Genomic DNA, 18464 nt, shown 5'->3' with positions numbered 1-18464 from the left:
ATGAGCACTACCGCGCCGACCGCGCTAATCCACGAAACCTTCCCCGTCGGGCCGTTGCAGTGCAACTGCACGATCATCGGCGACCCGGTGACCAAGAAGGCCATCGTGGTCGATCCGGGTGGCAATCCGGAACTGATCATGGCGCGTCTGGAGGCCCATGGCCTCAAGGTGGTCAGCATCATTCACACCCATGCCCATCTGGATCACTTCCTCGCTTCCGGGCAGATGAAGGAGAAGACCGGCGCGACCCTGCACCTGCACAAGGACGATCAGTTCCTCTGGGACGGCCTGGAGATGCAATGCCGCATGTTCGGCGTGCCCTATGTGCCGGTGCCCGCGCCGGATCAGTGGTTGGTCGACGATCAGGCGCTGGACTGCGGTTGCGGGGTGGCGCTGCACACACCAGGGCATACGCCGGGTTCGATGAGCTTCTGGTTCCCCGAGGACAAGTTGCTGATCGCCGGCGACACCCTGTTCAAGCGTGGCATCGGCCGTACCGATCTGTGGGGCGGCGATTACCCGACAATCGAACGTTCGATCAAGCGACGCCTGTATAGCCTGGACGAGGACGCCACCGTGATTACCGGGCACGGGGCGCAGACGCGTTTGGGCGATGAAATGCGCGAGAACCCATTCGTGCGGGCATGATTGGCAATTCATTGTGGCGGATCTTGCTAAGCTGGAGCGGAACTTAAGGTCCGATTCAGGTTCAAACACCCGATGAAGATCTGTCACAACACGAAAAATAAAGGAATAACGATGACTACATGGCGCAATCTGGCATTCGCAGCAGTTGGCATTACCCTCTTGGCTGGCTGTACCACCAATCCTTACACCGGCGAACGTGAAGCCGGTAAAGCCGGGATCTACGGCGGTATTGGTGCTGTAACCGGCGCGGTGATTGGTGCCGCCACTTCGAGCAAGAAAGACCGGGCCAAAGGCGCATTGATCGGCGCGGCAGTGGGCGGCGCCGCAGGCGGCGGCTATGGTTACTACGCTGATACTCAAGAAGCCAAGTTGCGCGAGACCCTGCAAGGCACTGGTGTGCAGGTGCAGCGCAATGGCGATGACCTGAAGTTGATCATGCCGGGCAATATCACCTTCGCCAGCAACTCGTCGGATCTTTCCAGCGGCTTCTACCCGACCCTCAATTCTCTGGTCAAGGTCTTCAACGAGTTCGACAAGAACGGTATCGACATCGTTGGCCACACCGACAGCACCGGTTCGCTGGAACTGAATCAGAACCTGTCGAATCGCCGGGCGCAAAGTGTCGCCTCCTACCTGACGAGCAACGGCATTTCGCCGGCACGCATTTCAGCCTACGGTGCCGGGCCGAGCCAGCCTATTGCCAGCAACGCCAGCGAAGCCGGCCGCGCGCAGAATCGTCGGGTCGAGATCAACCTGCGTCCCATGTAAAGCTGCGCTGATTTCCCGCCGTATCGAGAAAGGCCCCAGTAAAATCGGGGCCTTTCTGCCGTCTGTCGACTCCCCGTTGGCAAAAGGCCGGACATTAAAACCCTGACTAAAATGCTTTGAGGGCTTGCCGATAGCCAGTAGTGTGGCTGTTGTATGCCTGCCCAGCGGAGAGCGGCTCAGGAGAGTTCATGGACGACAGGTATCGCTCAGTTCCACGCAAGCATCTGGCAGTCTGGGTGACCTTGGTGCTGCTACTCGGCCTTGGGGGAGGCGTCGTCTGGCAATGGCAATCGCTCGAAACCCGTAACCGGGAAGCCAGCCAGCAGCGCTTTCAGCTCGAAGTACAGGATATCGAGCAGCGTGTGCTCTCCCGCATGCGTGCCTACGAAATGGTCTTGCGCGGCATTTCCGGGTTGATGATCGGCAGTGAACAGGTCGCCCTTGAACACTGGGACAGGGCTGTCGAGCAGCTGCGCCTGCAGGATCGCTATCCCGGCATCATGGCATTGGGTTGGGCGCGGCATGTCGAACAGAGCCGGCTCGATGACTTCCTGACCGACGTGCAGGTCGACGGGCGCTTGGACTATCGCCTGTTTCCGCCTGGTTCGCGCGATGAGTACGTGCTGATCGACTACATCAGCCCGTTCGATTTGCGCAATCGGCGGGCGCTGGGCTATGACATGCTCAGCGAGCCGACGCGGCGGGCGGCCATCGAGCAGGCTCGTAGCAGCGGCGATGTAACGCTCAGCGCACAGCTTATCCTGCGTCAGGAAACCGAGGCGGACGCCCAGGGTGGTGTGCTGTTGTACCTGCCGGTGTTTCGCCCGGGGATGCCCGTGAGCAGCGCAGAGGAACGTCGTGCTGCCTTGTTTGGCTTCGTCTATGGCGCTTTTCGCATCAAGGAGCTGATGGCGGGGATTCTTGGGGCGCAGAGTCGCCTGTTCGATATCACCATCAAGGATCTGCAGGCCACCGGTCCCCTGGTGCTGGGTGGCAACGAGGAGCAGTCTGCCGCGTTCGAGCCGCACTTCCGGCGGACCATGGCGCTGGACCTCTACGGCCGTACCTGGCAGCTGGAAGTGGCTGGCACGGCCCAGTACGAAACGACCTCGGTCAGCAGCCAGAGCATGAGCTTCAGCCTGTGGATGGGCTTGGCCGCCGCCAGCTTGCTGGCGTTCTTGGTCGGCGGTTATCTGTATCTGCGCGAGCGCGAGCTGTATGCCAGCCGAGTGGCCACCGAGCAGTTGAGCGAGCGTGAAGAGCGTTTTCGCCTGCTGATCGAGCGCCTGCCAGTCGCGACCCTGTTGTGCACTGCCGAAGGGCAGATCGAGATGGCCAACCAACGCGCGGCCGAGTTGCTCGACTGTGCGCCCGAGACGCTGGTCGGTGAGCGGGTACGGCGTTTCCTGCCGATGATCGACCAGCTCGGCGAACTGCTCGACGAGACCGATACGCCGATGCTGGCCAATGATTACGAGGCGCGCCGCGCCAGTGGCGAGCGTATTCCGGTGACGCTGAGCCTGAGTGTGTTGGCGGTGTCCGGTGGAGCCAGCTACTTGCTCAATCTGATTGACCTCAGGGCGCGCAAGGGCGCCGAAGAGCGCTTCCGTCTGGTGGTCGAGGCCTCGCCCAATGCGATCGTTCTGGTCGACAGCAAGGGTCGAATCGCCATGGTCAACCGGCAGACCGAGCTGATGTTCGGCTACGAGCGCCAGGAGCTGCTCGACCAAACGGTAGAAAAATTGCTGCCCAGGGATCAGCGCGAGGGGCACGTAGACTTGCGCCGCGGCTATCAGGACAACCCCGAACCACGGCGTATGGGCAACAACCGCGACCTGTTCGGCCAGCACCGCGATGGTCGCCTGATTCCCCTCGAAGTGGGGCTGTCGCCGATCCGCAGCGGCGAGGAGACCCTGGTGCAGGCGGTGATCATCGATATCAGCGAGCGCAAGGCCGCCGAGCAGCGTTTCCGCCTGGTGGTCGAGGCCTCGCCGAATGCCATCGTCCTGGTCGACAGCCAGGGGCTGATCAGCATGGTCAACCAACAGACCGAGCAGATGTTCGGCCACGCCCGTCAGGAGTTGTTGGGTCAGCCGGTGGAGATGCTCCTGCCCATGGATCTGCGCCACGGTCACACGGCGTTTCGCCGTGGCTATCAGGACAACCCCGAACCGCGGCGCATGGGCAACAACCGCGAGTTGTTCGGCCAGCACCGCGACGGCCGCCTGATTCCGCTGGAGGTGGGGCTGTCGCCGCTGCGCAGTGGCCAGGAGAGCTGGGTGCAGGCGGTGATCATCGATATCAGCGAGCGCAAGGCCGCCGAGCAGCGTTTCCGTCTGGTGGTCGAGGCCTCGCCGAATGCCATCGTCCTGGTCGACAGCGAGGGGCTGATCAGCATGGTCAACCAACAGACCGAGCAGATGTTCGGCCACGCCCGTCAGGAGTTGCTGGGTCAGCCGGTGGAGATGCTCCTGCCCATGGATCTGCGCCACGGTCACATGGCGTTTCGCCGCGGCTATCAGGACAATCCCGAACCGCGGCGCATGGGCAACAACCGTGACCTGTTCGGCCAGCACCGCGATGGTCGCCTGATCCCCCTCGAAGTGGGGCTGTCGCCGATCCGCAGCGGCGAGGAGACCCTGGTGCAGGCGGTGATCATCGATATCAGCGAGCGCAAGGCCGCCGAGCAGCGGCTGCGCGACCAGGCCGAGCAACTGATCCTGGCCAACCGCTACAAGTCGGAGTTCCTCGCCAACATGTCCCACGAGCTGCGGACGCCGCTCAACAGCATCCTCATTCTCAGCGACCAGCTGCGGCTGAACAGTGCCGGTAACCTGACGAGCAAACAGGCCAGACATGCCGATATCGTGCACCGTGCCGGCAGCGATCTGCTGCAGTTGATCAACAGTGTGCTGGACCTGGCCAAGGTCGAGTCCGGGCGCATGCAGATCAAGCTGGAGTCACTGAACGTGCAGGAAATGCTGGTGGAGCTGGATGCCAGCATGCGTCCACTGGCCGAGCTCAAGGGGCTGCAACTGCGTACCCAGCTCGAGCCCGGGGTGCCGCGAGATATCCACAGCGACCGGGCGCGCCTGCATCAGATCCTGCGCAACCTGCTGTCCAATTCCTTGAAATTCACCGAGCGGGGCGAGGTGAACCTGACGGTCGCCTGTGAGCCCGATGGGCGTGACGATGGGCGTGTGCAGTTGAACTTCAGCGTGCGCGATACTGGCATCGGTATCGCGCCCGAGCATCACGAGCAGATATTTCAGGCCTTTCAGCAGATCGACGGTTCCACCAGTCGTCGCTTCGGCGGCACCGGCCTGGGGTTGGCCATCACCCGCAAACTGGCGCAGGCCCTGGACGGCGAGGTCAGCCTGCAAAGCACGCCGGGGCAGGGCTCCTGCTTTACCGTGCACGTGCCGGTGCCGGTGCCTGTGCCGGTGCAGGTGGTAATCCAGGGCGAGCCGGAGGAGCACGGGCCACAGCGCAGCGGTGCAGGTCCGGCAGTGCTGATCGTCGAGGATGACGCCGATTTCGCCATGGTGATCATCGACGAGGCGCATGCCCATGGCTTTTCCTGCGTGCATTGCCGTACGGGTGTGCAAGCGCTCCATCTGTTGCAACACGAACGCTTCAGTGCGGTGATTCTGGATATCCTGTTGCCGGACATCAGTGGCTGGCAATTGTTTCGCCGCTTGCGTGGCCAGGTCAGCCATCGCGATATTCCCGTGCACATCATTTCCTGTGTGCCGCAACCGCCCGGTTGGAACGATGACGGCACGCGCTATCTGGTCAAACCCATCGATCGCGTGGATCTCGAGCAGGTTTTCATCGATCTGCAGCAGGCCGATCAGGCACCGGGTCCAGCGCTTTTGCTGGTTGAGGACGTCGAGGTCGAGCGTGAGTTCTACCGCGGCTATCTGCAGCAACTGGGTTTTGACGTGGTCACCAGCGCCAGTGCCGCAGACGCTCGTCGGGCTTATGCCGAGCGGCATTTCTCCGTCCTGGTGATCGATCTCGATTTGCCTGATCAGGATGGCTTCGATCTGCTCGAGAGCCTCGATCGCCTGCGTCCGCGGAATGGCACGCGGGTGGTGATCAATACCGGGGTGGATGTCACCCAGCAGGCGTTGCAGCGGCTCAGGCACTATAGCGCGGTGGTGGTGCGCAAAGAAGGCGACGATCTGCAGGTGCTGAGCCTTGCCGTGCAGGGCTTTCTTGGCAGCGTGCGCGACCCGGTGCAAGCCTTCGCCGTGCCTGCCGATCAGGTGGGCCGTTCGCTGGATGGGCGGCGGGTGCTGCTGGTCGATGACGATGTGCGCAATGTCTATGCCCTGACCGCCCTGCTTGACGATGCCGGACTCAGGGTCAGGGCAGCCAAGGACGGTGTGGAGGCCATCGCCCGCTATCAGAGCGGCTCCTTCGACTTGATCCTGATGGATATCGCCATGCCCAACATGGATGGCTATACCGCAATCCGACTGCTCAAGCAGGAACATCGGTGCACGATCCCGATCATTGCCTTGACCGCCCATGCGATGAAGGGTGACCGGGAGAAATGCCTGGATGCAGGGGCCGATGATTATCTGGCCAAACCGGTCAGCCGCGATGAGCTGTTCAGCATGCTGGCGCGCTGGCTGCCCAAGACGGATGGACAGAACGACCCGTTGCGTAGTGTTCTACCCTGAGCTATGGCCAGTCAGGGTTTGACGTGGCAAGGCCATAGCAGGGTGTCGCCGGCGTGATAGGTACGCCTGCTGCGGCAACTCGATTCAGGCGTCACCAGGGGCGCGGGAGGGCGTATGGTACAGGCACTGCTTAGGGAAGAACGCATCAGGCAAACACTGCTGGTCGTGGATGATCGCCCGGATAATCTGGAGGCCATGGAGGTTCTGCTCGATGGTGGTGGCTGGCTGTTGCGTTGCGTCGATTCCGGCGAGGCTGCCTTGCAGTGTCTGCTGGATGAGGACGTGGGGCTGGTGCTGCTGGATGTGCAGATGCCGCACATGGACGGCTTCGAGGTGGCGCGGCTGATGCGCGGCAATCCACGCACGCGCTTCATCCCGATTATTTTCGTCTCGGCCATCGCCCAGACCGAAGATGCCGTGCTCGAGGGCTATGCCAGCGGCGCAGTGGACTTCATGTTGAAGCCCTTCGATCCCGAGGTGTTGCGGCGCAAGATCCACTCGTTGCTCGACCATGAACGCAATCGCAGTGAGCTGTTGCAGCTGACCCGGCAACTGGACAGCGCCCGGGCCTTTAATGCCTCGGTACTGGATAATGCCGCCGAGGGCATCATGGTGGTCGGCGAAGATGGTTTGATCCGTTTTGCCAATCCGACCATGGCCCAGATGCTCAGCTGCTCGCTCGCCGAGCTGCAAGGCAGCGCCATGCTGAGCCACCTGCTTGCCCCCGAGGGCGACGGCGAATGGCAGATGTCGGAGTTCTACCGGCATTGGCAGCGCAACGAGAGCTACCGGCTGCATGAGGCAAGCCTGCGCACCCTGAGCGGGGAGAGCGTACCCGTGGCGCTGTCCTGTTCGCCGTTACCCGGTGAGCAGCGTGCCATGGTGGTGCTTGTCCTGGACATGTCGGTGGTGCGCAACCTGCACGCTCAGCTGGAGTCTCTGGCGGTCACCGATGCCTTGACCGGTCTGCTTAATCGGCGTGGTTTCCAGCAGGCGCTGGAAGCGGCGATCTCGCGCACCGAACGCAGCGGTCAGGGCCTGGCGGTGCTCTACCTTGACCTGGACGGTTTCAAGCGGATCAACGATTCGCTCGGCCACGGCACCGGCGATCTACTCCTGCGGCGGGTTGCCGAGCAGCTCAAAGCCTGCCTGCGGCCCTATGACACCTTGGCCCGTATGGGCGGCGACGAGTTCATCGCGATATTCGACAGCCTCGGTCATCCCGAAGATGCAGCGCGGGTGGCCGAGAAGCTGATCGAACAGGTCTCCGTCCGACAGAGTCTCAACGGTACCGAGGTAACCGTTGGTGCCAGTGTCGGTATTGCCTGTTATCCCGACTGCGGGCAAACCGTCGATGGGCTGTTGCGTGCTGCGGACATGGCCATGTACGAAGCCAAGCGGGCCGGCCGTCAGCAATACCGTTTCTTCTCCCCGGAAATGAACGGCCGGGCACGCTCGCGGCTGATGCTGGAAGAAAGTATGCGTTCGGCCATCGAGCAGGAGGACTTCTTCCTGGTCTATCAGCCGCAGGTCTACCTCGAGAGCGGCCGCCTGCGCGGCTTCGAGGCCCTGTTGCGCTGGCAGCACAAGGTTGCCGGCACCGTCGCGCCCAATGTGTTCATCCCGTTGCTGGAGGAAACCCGCCTGATCAACCGCCTGGGCGACTGGATCTTTAACAAGGGCATCGAGCAGCATATCGGCATGAGTCAGTACTTTGCCGATGACCTGGTACTCAGCCTGAACGTCAGCCCGGTGCAGTTCGGCATGCCGAAATTGGTCGATGATTTGCAGCGGATCCTGGAGCAACGGCAGCTCAACCCGGCGCAGCTGGAGGTGGAGGTGACCGAGAGTGCCTTGATGCAAGACCTGGACATCACCCGGGAGCAGTTGCGCCAATTGCGCCTGCTGGGTGTGAAGATTGCCATCGACGACTTCGGCACCGGCTATTCGTCGCTGGCCTATCTGCGCCATTTCGAGCTGGATACGCTGAAGATCGATCGGCTGTTCATCGCCAATATGCTCGACTCGCCGCGCGATGCGGCGGTGGTCAGCACCATCATCGATCTGGGGCGCAATCTGGGGCTGGAGGTCATCGCCGAGGGGGTGGAAACCCTGGCTCAGCGCGATTGGCTGGTGGCACATGGATGCGCCATCATGCAGGGCTTTCTGGTCGCGCCGGGGTTGCCGGCGGCGGACGCGCAGCGGTTGCCGGCGCAACTGGACTGGGCCGCCTTGCCCCTGGGTAACAAGCCCGTGGCTTAGGCCCAATGCCGTTCATTCAAGCCAGGCGAGCGGCATTGGCGCATTAAACCGGCGGGTTGTCGCGACTATCGACGGTCGGCGAACTGCCGATGCAGGCGCGCCAGTTCGGCGTCCTTGTCTTGCCACAACTGGTTGACCCATTGCTGAAAGCTGAGGCGATAGGCTTCGTCCTGATCGTAGTTGCGGCCGATGAACTGCGGCGGAATCGGCAATTCATTGAAGTTCACCACCACCTCGCCGATCTCGCCGCTGAGCAGTTGCCAGAAGCCCGGATTGCCCTGCGGATAATGGATGGTGACGTTGACCAGGCTATGCAACTGCTCGCCCATGGCGTCGAGCACGAACGCAATGCCGCCAGCCTTGGGTTTGAGCAGGTAGCGAAATGGCGAGCCCTGCGCGGCATGCTTGGCCGGGGTGAAGCGCGTGCCCTCGAGGAAGTTGAAGACCGACACCGGGTTGCGCTTGTAGCGCTCGCAGGCTTTGCGGGTGGTCGCCAGGTCGTCGCCGCGCTTCTCCGGGTGCTTGGTCAGGTATTCCTTGCTGTAGCGCTTCATGAAGGGGAACTCCAGCGCCCACCAGCACAGACCGATGACCGGCACCCAGATCAGTTCCTGCTTGAGGAAGAACTTGAGCAGCGGCATGCGCCGGTTGAGTTGATATTGCAGCACCAGTATGTCGACCCAGCTCTGGTGGTTGCTCGTCACCAGGTAGCTGTGCTGTTGGTCGAAGCGCTCGACCCCCTCGATGTGCCAGCGGGTCTGGGAAACCAGATCCATCCAGAATTTGTTGGTGGAAATCCACGCCTCGGCGATCGCATGCATGAGGTCGCGCAACCAGCGCTGTAGCGCCGGGATCGGCAGCAGCAGCTTGAGCAGCGCGAGGAAAAACAGTGGCCAGCACCAGAACAGGGTATTCAGGGCCAGCAGGCTTGCGCCGATCAGGCCGCGCAGGGCAGCGGGCAGAAAATGCAGCATGGGGGCCGATGCCTCCGCAAAGGGGGCGCCATGCCCCGGATCGTTCATAGCCCGGGGTGCTCCACCGCGGGTCGGTCGGCGCACAGGTTAGCGTCTGGGCACCGGACTGCAAGTGCTGGAGCTGACCGCTTGGTCATGCCAGCACGGGGGTGGATGAAAGGCGCCATTCACCGACGCTGCCGCAGCCCTTGCACCTGGCCATAGGGCTACGAGTCAGAGGGCGGCTACTGCGGCAAGTTGGCCGTCTGGATAGCGGTCAGGGCGATGGTGTAGACGATGTCGTCGACCAGCGCACCGCGCGACAGGTCGTTGACCGGTTTGCGCAGCCCTTGCAGCATGGGGCCGACGCTGACGCAGTCGGCGCTGCGCTGCACCGCCTTGTAGGTGGTGTTGCCGGTGTTCAGGTCGGGGAACACGAAGACCGTGGCGCGGCCGGCCACCGGGCTGTTCGGTGCCTTCTGCCGGCCGACGCTGGCGATCGCGGCGGCGTCGTATTGCAGCGGGCCGTCGAGCAGCAGCTCCGGGTTTATCAGCTTGGCCAGGCGCGTGGCCTCGCGGACTTTCTCGACTTCCTCGCCGGTGCCCGAGTCGCCGGTGGAGTAGCTGAGCATGGCCACCCGCGGCTCTATGCCGAAGGCCGTGGCCGAGGCGGCGCTTTGCACGGCGATCTCCGCCAGTTGCGCCGCAGTCGGATCCGGGTTGACCGCACAATCGCCGTAGACCAGGACCTGATCCGGCAGCAGCATGAAGAACACCGAGGACACCAGGTTGTAACCCGGCGCGGTCTTGATCAGCTGCAGGGCCGGGCGAATGGTGTTGGCAGTGGTGTGGATGGCGCCGGAAACCAGGCCGTCGACCTCGTCCAGGGCCAGCATCATGGTGCCGAGCATCACGTTGTCTTCCAGTTGCGCCAAGGCCATGGGCGCGTTGAGGCCCTTGCCCTTGCGCAGCTCGACCATGGGCGCGACGTAGCGCTCACGGATCAGATCCGGATCGAGGATCTCCAGCCCCGCCGGCAGCTCGATGCCGTGGGCCTGGGCCACGGCCTGCACCTCTTCCGGTTTGGCCAGCAGCACGCAGCGGGCGATGCCGCGCGCCTGGCAGAGCGCGGCGGCCTGGATGGTGCGCGGCTCGCTGCCTTCCGGCAGGACGATGCGCTTGTCCGCGGCCTTGGCCCGCTGGACCAATTGATAGCGGAATGCCGAGGGCGACATGCTCAGTTCCCGCGGGGTGCCGCAGCGGGTACGCAGCCAGTCGTGGTCGACATGGCTGGCGACGAAGTCGGCGACCTTCTGCGCGCGCTCCTTGTCGTCCACCGGGATTTCCTTGTTCAACCGGTTGAGGTCGGTGGCGGTGTCGTAGGAACCGGTGCGCACCGTCATCACCGGCAGGCCGCTTTGCAGCGCGCCACGACACAGCTCCATGATCCGTGGGTCGGGCACGAAGTCGCTGCACAGCAGCAGGCCGGCCAGCGGCATGCCGTTCATTGCCGCCAGGCTGGCGGCGAGGATGATGTCGTCGCGATCGCCGGGGGTGACCACCAGGGTGCCGGGCTTGAGCAGTTGCACGGTGTTGGCCACGGCGCGGGCGCAGAGCATGATCCTGAGCATGCGTCGTTGATCGTAGTCGCCGGCATTGAGCACGCGCGCGCCGAGCAGGTCGGCGATGTCGCGGGTGCGCGGGGCGTTCAGTTCGTCCTGCCAGGGGATGCAACCGAGCAGGCGGAAGTCTTCGCTCTTGAGCAGTGGCGAGTGTTCCTTCAGGCGCGCGCAGAAGGCCTCGACACCCTCTTCGCTGCGCACCTTGTTGATGATCACGCCAAGCACTTTCGGGTCTCGCGGCCCACCGAACAGCTGCGCCTGGATTTCCAACCGGTCGCACAGCTCGCTGAGGCTTTCCTGTTCCGGTGCCGAGACCAGAATCACCTCGGCATCCAGGCTCTTGGCCAGGTGAAAGTTGACCCGCGCCGCATAGCTGGCCTGGCGGGTCGGCACCATGCCTTCGACGATGATCACATCTTTGCCGGCGGCGGCCTGGTGGTACAGGCTGATGATTTCTTCGAGCAGCTCATCCAGTTGACCGTCGCCGAGCATGCGCTCGACATGCGCCAGGGCCAGCGGTCTGGGCGAGTGCAGGCCGTGGGTGCGGGCGATCAGTTCGCTGGAGCGCTCCGGGCCGGCGTCGCCCTGGTGGGGCTGGGCGATCGGCTTGAAGAAGCCGACCTTGAGGCCGGCGCGTTCCAGGCCGCCAACCAGGCCGAGGCTGATGGAAGTGAGGCCGACACCGAAGCCGGTGGGCGAGATAAAGAAGGTGTGCATTCGAACTCCTGCGGAGGGCTTGCAGCTTAAAGCTGCAAGCCTGAAACGATATAGCGGACGCGTCTTCCAGCTCGAAGTCTGTGGCGTTCAAGCTTCGAGCAGAGCGAGCGTATCCAGGGCGATTTGCCGTTCTTCGTTGGTCGGCACCACCAGCACACGCGGGTGGCCATAGGCCTGGATAGAGCCCGCAACGCCGCGGATGGTGCGGGCGTTGGCTTCCTTGTCCAGGGCCAGGTTGAACAGTGTGAGGTGGGCCACGGCCTTGCTGCGGATCAAGGGCGAGTTCTCGCCGATGCCGCCGGTGAAAATCAGCCCGTCCAGCTGAGGCAGGGCGCAGCTCATGGCGGCCAGCGATTTGGCCAGGCGGTAGCAGAACACCTCGATGGCCAGGGTGGCGCCAGCATGGCCCTGTTCGCGGGCCTGCTCCAGGCTGCGCATGTCGTTGGACAGCCCGGACAGGCCGAGCAGGCCGCTTTCCTTGTTCAGCAACTGCTCGATGCGTTCCAGGTTCCAGCCCAGGGTGCGCGCCAGGTGGCTGTGCAGGTTGGGGTCGACATCGCCGCTGCGGGTACCCATCACCAGGCCTTCCTGCGGGGTCAGGCCCATGCTGGTGTCGCGGCTCTGGCCGTTGACGACGGCGCAGGTCGAGCAGCCGTTGCCCAGGTGCGCCACCAGCCAGCTGCTGTCGCCGATCGACAGGCCGGCCAGTTCGGCCGCGCGATGACTGACGTAGCGGTGGCTGGTGCCATGGAAGCCGTAACGGCGTACGCCGTGCTCGCGGTAGAGGTTGTCCGGTAGCGCATAGCGAAAGGCGTGCTCGGGCAGGGACTGGTGGAAGGCGGTATCGAACACCGCCACCTGGGTCAGATTGGGATACAGCTTGATCGCCGCCTCGATGCCCAGCAGGTTGGCCGGATTGTGCAGCGGCGCCAGTGGCGCGGTGGCGCGAATGGCGCGCAAGGTGGCTTCATCCAGGCGGCTGGCCGCGGTGAAATGCTCGCCGCCATGCACCACGCGATGGCCGATACCGTGCAGCTTGCCACCGGATGCACCCTGTACCAGCGGCAATAGCTGGGCGAGGGCGGCGCGGTGATCGCCGTTGGGAATCATCAGGCTGTCCTGCTCGCCGCCGCGCTGCCAGTGCAGCACCGCATCGTGGCTGCCGAGGCGTTCGGCCAGGCCGCTGAGGGTGAATTGCGAATGGGCTTCATTGACCAGGGCGAACTTGATCGACGAACTGCCGCAGTTGATCACCAGAATATTGCGTGCCGGCATTTACCGTTCCTTTTCTGTGTCGCTCGGCGCGACAGCTGCCGTGCACCAACCGCAGGGGAACGGCTGGCCCAGGCGGGTCGTGCGTTGTGTGGAGTCGAGCACCCAGGCGCGATTTTGCCAGGGTGGCTGATGGCGCAGGTGTTGAGTATGGCCACAGGACAAGATTGCCAGCCAATGGCCGTCGGCGTCCTGACCAAAGTCAATCAGTTGCACCGGGGCCACGCTCGGCCGTCCGTCAGGGCCGGGTTCGCTTTCGCGCGCCCCCTTGGTTAGACTTGTACGTTCTTTATTTCTCTGCAAAAGGTCTCGCCCCATGCTGATCGCCCCCCATAAGGCCGTCTCTATCGACTATACCCTGACCAACGATGCCGGTGAGGTAATCGATAGCTCCGCTGGCGGCGCGCCGCTGGTTTACCTACAAGGCGCCGGCAACATCATCGCCGGCCTGGAAAAAGCCCTGCTCGGCAAGCAGGCCGGTGACGAACTGGACGTCTCCGTCGAGCCGGAAGAGGCCTACGGCGAATACAGCGCCGAACTGGTAGCCACCCTCAACCGTTCGATGTTCGAAGGCGTCGACGAACTGGAAGTCGGCATGCAGTTCCATGCCTCCGGCCCGGACGGCAGCATGCAGATCGTCACCATTCGTGACCTCGACGGCGACGACGTGATCGTCGACGGCAACCACCCGCTGGCCGGTCAGCGCCTGAACTTCAAGGTCAAAGTGGTCGAAGTGCGTGACGCCAGTGATGAAGAAGTTGCTCATGGTCACGTACACGGCGAAGGTGGTCACCAGCACTGAGAACCTGCCCACGACCTGCTGCGCGTCGGCCATGCTGCGTTGAAACCGGGCTCGGAATGCTCATTTACAGCTGTAAACTCCGCTTCCTCGCCCTATTTCGCCTTGCCTGGCTCTAGCTCGCGATGTCGTGAATCAGGTTCTGGCCGCTTGCTGAAAACGACTTATGGTCGTAGCAACTGCGCCACCGACTGCTAAGCTGAGTTGAACAGGAAAGGCGCCTTCAGAGAGGCGCCTTTTTTGTCCTTTGCGGGTAATTCGACGCGTTCTCAAGGAGCTAGTCATGAGTGCCTTTCACGACCTCAATCTGCGTGCACTGGATGGCCAGGATCTGCCGTTGGCGCCATTCAAGGGGCAGGTGGTGCTGGTGGTCAACGTCGCTTCCAAATGCGGCCTGACTCCGCAGTACGCCGGGCTGGAACAACTCCATCAGCAATACCGTGCGCAGGGTTTTACCGTGCTCGGCCTGCCGTGCAACCAGTTCGCCGGGCAGGAGCCCGATAGTGAGGAGGCCATTCGCGAGTTTTGCAGCCTGAACTACGGGGTGACCTTCCCCCTGGGCAGCAAGATCGAAGTCAATGGCCATGAGCGTCATCCGTTGTACCGCCTGCTGGCGGGTGAGGGTGCGGAGTTTCCCGGCGACATCACCTGGAACTTCGAGAAGTTCCTGGTCGGCCACGATGGTCGCGTCCTCGCACGCTTCTCGCCGCGCACTACGCCGGATGACCCCGCCTTGATCCAGGCCATCGAAAAAGCTCTGGGCTGAAAGGCCTCAGTGGCTGTGAAACAGTCGAGCGCCGTCGCGATGCCGTCTCCAGGTATTCGCGGCAAGGCGCGTTGCGTTCCGCTCGCAGCGAAGCGACTGCCTGGCGGATGCGTGTCGTACCGCAGTTCGACACTGCACTACCTGAGGGTAGGGCGGCTTCGGAGCGTAGCGACAACCCGCCAGCTTTTGTGTCGCGTCGAGCAACCAATGGTGCACTGCCTGCGGCGAGTGGCACCCTACTGATCGGGGGTTGCTCCAAAATCGGCGAACCGGCCGGGGATCGTAGGGCGGCCTCGGAGCGCAGCGACAGCCCGCCAGCTTTTGTGTCGCGCCAGGTCACCATGGTGCACTGTCTGCAGCAAGCACCCTGCGGATCGCATCCCGCGGCTAATCCGGGGCACAGGCTGTTCGATTGCCCTCTGCTGTGCCCGCTTATCACGCCGATCAATAGTGCTGGGCGGGGCGAGACGACCGGTCATATCCTTGCCGGCATGAACGCAAACCAACGACTCGACAAACGTGACCTGATCCTCGCCAAAGGCGCCGAGGTGATGACCCGGCGCGGTTATCACGGCGCCGGCGTGCAGGAAATCGTCCAGGCCGCCGGCGTACCCAAGGGCTCCTTCTACCACTACTTCGCCAGCAAGGAAGAGTTCGCCCTGCAGGCCCTGCAGCAGGTCTATGGCCCGCGTTTGCAGCGCTATGCCCAGGCGCTAGAAAACCCGGTGCTGAGCCCGCGGGCGCGCATCGTCGGCTATTACGGCGAGCTGGTGGAGCACTTCGCCCGCCAGGAAAAGCTCGAGTACCACTGCTTTATCGGCAGCCTGAGTTTCGAGATGGCCGAACTGTCGCCCACCCTGGGCGTCGAGATCGACGCCATTTTGCAGCGCTCGGCGGACATCCTCCAGGCCTGCCTGCAGCAGGCGCAGGATGCCGGCGAGCTGGCCGCCAATGAGGATTGCCGCAGCCTGGCGAGTTTTATCACCAGCGCTTGGCAGGGCGCCCTGACGCGCCTGAAAGTGGCGAACAACACCTGTGCCCTCGAAGACTTCATGCAGCGCCTGCAGCTGTTGTTGCGGGCCTGATTTTTTAAAACCCCATTAAGTAGACGACCGGTCACCTGGCCGGCAGAGGAACGACGATGAACGATCCGGTAAAAGCTTTGTTTCAACCCTTCAGCCTGGGCGCGCTAGAGCTGCCGACCCGCGTGGTGATGGCGCCCATGACCCGTTCCTTCTCGCCGGGCGGCGTGCCTAATAGCAAGGTCATTGAGTACTACCGTCGCCGCGCCGCTGGGGGTGTCGGCCTGATCGTCAGCGAAGGCACCACCGTCGGTCACAAGGCTGCCAACGGCTACCCCAATGTGCCGCGTTTCTATGGCGACGACGCCCTGGCCGGCTGGCAGAAAGTGGTCGAGGCGGTGCATGCCGAAGGCGGCAAGATAGTCCCGCAGCTGTGGCACGTGGGTAACGTACGCAAGCTCGGCACCGAGCCGGACGCCAGCGTGCCGGGCTATGGCCCGAGCGAGAAGCTCAAGGAAGGCAACGTCGTGGTCCACGGCATGACCCGGGACGACATTCAGGAAGTCATCGCCGCCTTCGCCCAGGCCGCCAAGGATGCCCAGCGCATCGGTATGGACGGCGTGGAAATCCACGGTGCCCATGGCTATCTGGTCGACCAGTTCTTCTGGGCCGGCAGCAACCAGCGCAGCGACGAATACGGTGGCGACCTGGCCCAGCGTTCGCGCTTTGCCATCGAGCTGATCCAGGCGGTACGCGCCGCGGTAGGCCCGGACTTCCCGATCATCTTCCGCTTCTCGCAGTGGAAGCAGCAGGACTACAGCGCGCGCCTGGTGGAAACCCCGGAAGCCCTGGAAGCCTTTCTCAAGCCGCTCAGCGATGCCGGCGTGGACATCTTCCATTGCTCGACCCGGCGCTTCTGGGAGCCGGAATTCGAAGGTTCGGATCTCAACCTGGCCGGCTGGACGCGCAAGCTCACCGGCAAGCCGACCATCACCGTCGGCAGCGTCGGCCTCGATGGCGAGTTCCTGCAGTTCATGGTCAACACCGACAAGGTCGCCGAGCCGGCCAGTCTGGAAAACCTGCTGGAGCGCCTGAACAACCAGGAGTTTGACCTGGTTGCCGTGGGCCGTGCGCTGCTGGTCGACCCGGATTGGGCGCTCAAGGTGCGCCAAGGCCGCGAGGCGGACATCCTGCCGTTCAGCCGCGAGGCGCTGACGAGCCTGGTCTGATTGATTCAAGCTTTAGGTGTGCGCCGCACAACGGCGCAACACTGCCTCAGCCCCGGCATATCGGGGCTTTTTTTGTTCATTGCATTTCTGTGAGGAAGGTGGGCTTGACACCGGACTGGCAAGTTTGTGTGTCATCCAATGGCCTGGCACGGCCCATTAACGCATGCGCTGAACACTTGGGTTGCGCCCCTCACGGGCGAAACCAGAACATTGGTTCGACACGTTAATGACCTGTTCCAAAAGCGGGGAACGCCGCGATCAGAAAACACAAACTTGCCAGTCCGGTGTTAATCGGTACTTCCCCGGGAAAGCGTGATGAACCTTTTCGCCTGGAGAAACATCACAGCGGCGCGCGCTTCGGCGCCAAGCCGATCAGGCCGTCGGTAGGAACAGCATCTGCGGCGGCTCGTGCATCAGGAAATCCCGGTGCGAAATATTCCAGGCGTAGGCCCCGGCCAGGGGAAACACCAGCAAGTCGCCGACCGCCAATGCCGCCACCGGCTGCTGGCTGGCCAGCACGTCCTTGGGCGTGCATAGCTGGCCGACCAGGGTCACCGGCTGATCGGTGATTTCCGCCGGCTGCCCGCCGCGCACCACCACGAAGGGGTGGTCATGCCCCTGGGCGGCCGGGGTGCGGAAGTGATGGGTGCCACCGCGGGCAATAGCGAAGTACTGGTCGTGGTTGCGTTTGATATCCAGCACCTGCATCAGGTAATAGCCGCAGGCCGCGCTGATAAAACGGCCGATCTCGAAGCGGATGCGCACCGCGCCCATGTCCTCCTCGTCGATCAGTTGGCGCAAGCCCTGGCAGAACAGCGGCCAATCGAACGAGCGCTGGGCATCCTGATAGTTGATGCCCATGCCACCGCCGACGTTGAGCAGCGACAACTGCAACCGATGCTCCGCGCACAGCGCACGAAAGCTGCGCATATAGCTGCGGATCAACTGCAGGTGGGCGCTGACGTCCAGCTGATGGGACAGCAGGTGGAAATGCAGGCCCTGTAGCTCCAGCCAGGGCTCGCCACGCAGCAGCGCCAGCGCTTCACATAGTGCCGCCTCGTCCAGGCCGAAGGGTGTCGGTTTGCCGCCCATCACCAAGCGGCTATCCGGCGCTTCGGCCAGTTTCAGATTGAGCCGCAGCAGCACCGGCGCACGCCGGCCCTGGGCGGCGGCGATGCGCGCCAGGCGGCGCAGTTCGTTGAGGCTTTCGACATGGAAGGCCTCGACCTCGCAGTCCATGGCGGCCGCCAGTTCGCTGTCGAGTTTGCCGGGCCCGCCGAAGATCAAAGGCTGCTCTGGGCACTGCTCATACAGCCAGCGCAGCTCGCCGCCGGAAGCCGCTTCGAAGCCATCCACCAGTGGCGCCAGGGTGTGCAGGATCGGTGCCTCGGGGTTGGCCTTGGCGGCATAGAACAGCTCGCAATTGGCCGGCAGCAGAGCGCGCATGGAGCGGACATGCGCGGCCAGCGCTTCGAGGTCATAGAGATAGGCGCACAGCGGCTCCTGCTGCTGGGCGCGTAACTGGGCGATGGCCTGGTCGATCCGTGGCGGCAGGCTCATGCTCGTTGCCCCAAGCGCGCGGCGGTCAGCGGGTTGGGCAGGGCGGTGTAACCGGCCTCGCGGTCGGCGCGCAGCAGCAGGCGGGTCATGAAGTTTTCCTTGCTCGGCAGCGGCGCCCCGGCGCACAGCTCGCGCAGGGCGTGCGGGTCGCCGAG

13 protein-coding genes are annotated in these 18464 nt (G+C 63.4%); 8 read left to right on the top strand and 5 right to left on the bottom strand.

Going from position 1 to position 18464, the window contains the following annotated elements; translation table 11 throughout:
• The 4 genes from ABZE94_RS05490 to ABZE94_RS05475 all read left to right on the top strand — a co-directional run bounded on the left by ABZE94_RS05490 (nucleotide 1) and on the right by ABZE94_RS05475 (nucleotide 8369).
• Nucleotides 1-648: an MBL fold metallo-hydrolase gene (locus tag ABZE94_RS05490; RefSeq protein WP_372874520.1), complete on the top strand. Its 648-nt coding sequence runs from the start codon at nucleotides 1-3 to the stop codon at nucleotides 646-648.
• 111 nt (nucleotides 649-759) lie between these two features.
• Complete coding sequence (locus ABZE94_RS05485) at nucleotides 760-1416, top strand: OmpA family protein (RefSeq protein WP_372874537.1); 657 nt, start codon at nucleotides 760-762, stop codon at nucleotides 1414-1416.
• Nucleotides 1417-1604: 188 nt separating this feature from the next.
• Complete coding sequence (locus ABZE94_RS05480) at nucleotides 1605-6107, top strand: PAS domain S-box protein (RefSeq protein WP_372874519.1); 4503 nt, start codon at nucleotides 1605-1607, stop codon at nucleotides 6105-6107.
• A gap of 114 nt (nucleotides 6108-6221) precedes the next feature.
• On the top strand, nucleotides 6222-8369 hold the full coding sequence (locus tag ABZE94_RS05475) for a putative bifunctional diguanylate cyclase/phosphodiesterase (protein ID WP_372874518.1): 2148 nt from the start codon (nucleotides 6222-6224) through the stop codon (nucleotides 8367-8369).
• 65 nt (nucleotides 8370-8434) lie between these two features.
• On the opposite strand, the gene ABZE94_RS05470 is transcribed toward ABZE94_RS05475, so the two are convergent.
• The 4 genes from ABZE94_RS05470 to ABZE94_RS05455 form a co-directional block, all read right to left on the bottom strand.
• Complete coding sequence (locus tag ABZE94_RS05470; RefSeq protein ID WP_372874517.1) at nucleotides 8435-9343, bottom strand: acyltransferase; 909 nt, start codon at nucleotides 9341-9343, stop codon at nucleotides 8435-8437.
• A gap of 224 nt (nucleotides 9344-9567) precedes the next feature.
• Nucleotides 9568-11661 carry a phosphate acetyltransferase gene (gene pta / locus ABZE94_RS05465; protein ID WP_372874516.1) on the bottom strand — a complete coding sequence of 698 codons (2094 nt, stop codon included), beginning with the start codon at nucleotides 11659-11661 and terminating at the stop codon, nucleotides 9568-9570.
• An 87-nt stretch (nucleotides 11662-11748) separates the two neighbouring features.
• Nucleotides 11749-12936, bottom strand: a complete 1188-nt coding sequence (locus ABZE94_RS05460; RefSeq protein ID WP_372874515.1) for an acetate kinase — start codon at nucleotides 12934-12936, stop codon at nucleotides 11749-11751.
• Complete coding sequence (locus tag ABZE94_RS05455) at nucleotides 12937-13251, bottom strand: DUF3565 domain-containing protein (RefSeq protein WP_372874514.1); 315 nt, start codon at nucleotides 13249-13251, stop codon at nucleotides 12937-12939.
• On the opposite strand from ABZE94_RS05455, the gene ABZE94_RS05450 reads away from it, so the two are divergent.
• From ABZE94_RS05450 to ABZE94_RS05435, 4 genes are all read left to right on the top strand, one after another.
• Nucleotides 13250-13735 (top strand): peptidylprolyl isomerase, encoded by a 486-nt coding sequence (locus ABZE94_RS05450; RefSeq protein WP_372874513.1) that lies wholly within the window; start codon nucleotides 13250-13252, stop codon nucleotides 13733-13735. The genes ABZE94_RS05455 and ABZE94_RS05450 overlap by 2 nt on opposite strands.
• 280 nt (nucleotides 13736-14015) lie before the next feature.
• Nucleotides 14016-14498, top strand: coding sequence for a glutathione peroxidase (locus tag ABZE94_RS05445; RefSeq protein WP_372874512.1), 483 nt, complete (start codon nucleotides 14016-14018; stop codon nucleotides 14496-14498).
• A 491-nt stretch (nucleotides 14499-14989) separates the two neighbouring features.
• Nucleotides 14990-15583, top strand: coding sequence for a TetR/AcrR family transcriptional regulator (locus ABZE94_RS05440; protein WP_372874511.1), 594 nt, complete (start codon nucleotides 14990-14992; stop codon nucleotides 15581-15583).
• Nucleotides 15584-15639: 56 nt separating this feature from the next.
• Complete coding sequence (locus tag ABZE94_RS05435) at nucleotides 15640-16749, top strand: NADH:flavin oxidoreductase (protein ID WP_372874510.1); 1110 nt, start codon at nucleotides 15640-15642, stop codon at nucleotides 16747-16749.
• Nucleotides 16750-17121: 372 nt separating this feature from the next.
• Here ABZE94_RS05435 and ABZE94_RS05430 read toward each other — a convergent pair whose 3' ends face one another.
• On the bottom strand, nucleotides 17122-18309 hold the full coding sequence (locus tag ABZE94_RS05430; RefSeq protein ID WP_372874509.1) for a type III PLP-dependent enzyme: 1188 nt from the start codon (nucleotides 18307-18309) through the stop codon (nucleotides 17122-17124).
• Between the last annotated feature and the right edge of the window lie 155 nt (nucleotides 18310-18464).

Origin of the sequence: Pseudomonas sp. (assembly GCF_041601375.1) — a bacterium.
GTDB lineage: Bacteria > Pseudomonadota > Gammaproteobacteria > Pseudomonadales > Pseudomonadaceae > Aquipseudomonas.
The sequence above is the reverse complement of the archived record's forward strand: the minus strand, read 5'-3'. Positions and strand labels throughout refer to the sequence as shown.